This is a genomic window from Actinoplanes sp. NPDC048791 (genome assembly GCF_040650095.1).
Taxonomy (GTDB): domain Bacteria; phylum Actinomycetota; class Actinomycetes; order Mycobacteriales; family Micromonosporaceae; genus Actinoplanes.
The window spans coordinates 1-2535 of the sequence record NZ_JBEZGQ010001124.1 but is presented as its reverse complement, the minus strand read 5'-3'; the positions used below and the strand labels follow the sequence as shown (position 1 = coordinate 2535).

The following is a 2535-nucleotide window of genomic DNA, read 5'->3' as shown; positions in this document are numbered from 1 at the left end:
GTCGCCGCCCGACCACCGACGTGTCCCGGGTCCGCCGGGACGGCCGGCCGGCGTACGGCGCACTAGGTCGAGTCATCACCCATCCATTCGACAGCCCCGGACGGCAGCGGACGCCGCGCCCATCTGCACAGTGGCGGACCGGGCCGGGAAGGTTGCCGCGTTCGGCCAACTTTCTTCAGCGAACGGATGCATTGACACGTCCCGATCGGTCGGCGAGGCTGGGCGCGCACCCCACCGGGCCGGTGGCGGGCGGGAGCCGTGGGCAGTTCCCGCCGTACCCCTGAAGACCCATGCCCTTTTCCCCGGGCCCTTTTTCTCACGGAGTGCTGAGCCCTCATGTCCTCTTCGCTACGAATCCGCATCCTGATCAGCGGTCTCGTCGGGATCGTCGTGGCCACCCTGGCCGCGGTCGTCCTCCCGGCCGGGCCCGCCGCCGCGCACGGCAACGTCACCGGGCCGGCGTCCCGCAACTACGGCTGTTACGAACGCTGGGGCAGCAAGTTCCAGGACCCGGCCATGGCCACCGCCGACCCGATGTGCTGGCAGGCCTGGCAGGCCGACCCGAACACCATGTGGAACTGGAACGGTCTCTTCCGCGAGGGTGTCGCCGGCAACCACCAGGCTGCCATCCCCGACGGTCAGCTGTGCAGCGGCGGGCGCACCCAGGGCGGCCGCTACAACTCGCTGGACGTCGTCGGTGACTGGACGCCCACCTCGGTCGGCAACAACTTCAACGTACGGCTGTTCGACGGGGCCAGCCACGGCGCCGACTACATCCGGGTGTACGTCACCAAGCCCGGTTTCAACCCGGTCACCACCGCCCTGAAATGGTCCGACCTGGAGCTGGTCAGCCAGATCGGCAACACTCCGGCCGCCCGGTGGAACGCGGTCACCGGCGGCGTGCAGATCGACCTGCCGGTGGCGCTGTCCGGGCGCACCGGGCGGGCCATGGTCTACACCATCTGGCAGGCCAGCCACGCGGACCAGTCGTACTACTTCTGCAGTGACGTGGCCTTCGGCGGCACCAGCACGCCGCCGCCGACCACCCCGCCGGCCAGCACCCCGCCCGTCTCCCCGTCGGCCACGGCGTCGCCCACCACCCCGGCCCCGCCGGCGACCGGTGCCTGCTCGGCCACCTACGCCGTGAGCTCCACGTGGCAGGGCGGCTACCAGGGTGAGGTCAAGGTGACCGCCGGTACGACGGCCGTCAAGGGCTGGACCGTCACGCTGGCGTACCCCGGCGCCCAGACGATCCAGCAGGGTTGGAATGCCACCGTCTCGGCCAGTGGCAGCACGGTGACCGCCACGAATGCCGGCTACAACGGCGCATTGGCGGCCGGCGCGAGTACGACGTTCGGATTCATCGCCTCCGGGTCCGGTGCGGTCCCGTCGGCAACCTGTCGCGCCACAGTCTGAGCAATTCCTTAAGGTTCTTCCACCCGACCCGGAAGACAGTTACAGTTATCGATGGGAGCGCTCCCAACCCTCATCCTCCCGTCCCCCTGGAGGTGACCCGCCAAGACCATTCACCGGCCCGGCTCCCGCACTGAACACGAACCGTCCGAAAGCGAAACTGGACGGGGGATGAGGCGCCCTCCTCATCCCCCGTTTCGCGTTGTCCTGCTTATTTTCCGCACAACGAAGGCCCGCGCCGGCGTCCCTTCCGCCGCGGGCCTCCGTGCTTGTCCGGCCGGGGTCCTCAGCCGGTGACCACGGGGTTCCACCCGTCGGTTCCGGCCAGGTACTTCTGGGCCGTGTAGTTCGCCGCGGCCGCGTCACTGAGCTGCGGCCGGTTGCTGTTCACCGTCGCACCGGCGCCCGAGTTGCGGTATTCCGACAGCCGCGCGTCCCGCCACGAGAAGCCGCTCATGTCGGTCCACGGCTGGGCCGTACGGATGTGCGCGCCGAGCGACGAATTCCGGATCAGCACCTGCGGATCGGCCGAGGTGTCCCCACCGGGATGCCAGGGCCGGCCGAGATACACCGTGCCGGCGGCCGCGTCACTCGTCAGCCGGGAATTGACGATCAATATGCCGTAGGTACGCGCACCCGGCGTCGCCGAGGCGGTCACATAGCCGTTGTTCGACTGATTGCGCGTCGACGAGAAGATCTCACAGTTGTCGAAGACCGAAGTGCCGCTGCCGTAGATGAAATCGACGTCACCCTCGACATAGGTCTTGTAGAAGTACGCCCGTACCGCGCCGTGCACCAGCAGGGTGTCCTGATCACCGATCAGCCGCAGGTTGCGGAACTTCGCCCGGTCGGCCTTGACGTAGAGCGCCAGCGCCTGCGAGGCACCGTTGGCACTCTCGTTGTAGTCGTTGCGGACCGTCAGGTGGCGCATCTCGATGTCCTTGGCCCCGAGCAGCACCGTGGCGCTGCCCTCCGTCCCGTCGGTGTTCTGCGGCCGGCTGGCCGTGATGACGACGTCGGTGGCGACACCAGTGGCACCGGTGAAGACGATGTTCGGCTTGTTCGACGGCACCACCACCCGGCCGGTGTAGGTGCCCTTCTTGATGGTGATCGTGGCGGTGC

2 protein-coding genes are annotated in these 2535 nt (G+C 68.5%); one reads left to right on the top strand and one right to left on the bottom strand.

What is annotated here, in order from left to right; genetic code table 11:
* Positions 1–336: 336 nt before the first annotated feature.
* Complete coding sequence (locus AB0C29_RS43120; protein ID WP_360833402.1) at positions 337–1416, top strand: lytic polysaccharide monooxygenase; 1080 nt, start codon at positions 337–339, stop codon at positions 1414–1416.
* Positions 1417–1699: 283 nt separating this feature from the next.
* Here the strand turns inward: AB0C29_RS43120 and AB0C29_RS43115 are convergent.
* The coding region (locus AB0C29_RS43115; protein WP_360833400.1) for a pectinesterase family protein at positions 1700–2535 on the bottom strand (836 nt) is incomplete at its 5' end.

What these genes read in the sequence shown, in the direction of transcription:
- AB0C29_RS43120 (WP_360833402.1), top strand. Translation starts at nt 337, where the DNA reads ATGTCCTCTTCGCTACGAATCCGCATCCTGATCAGCGGTCTCGTCGGG.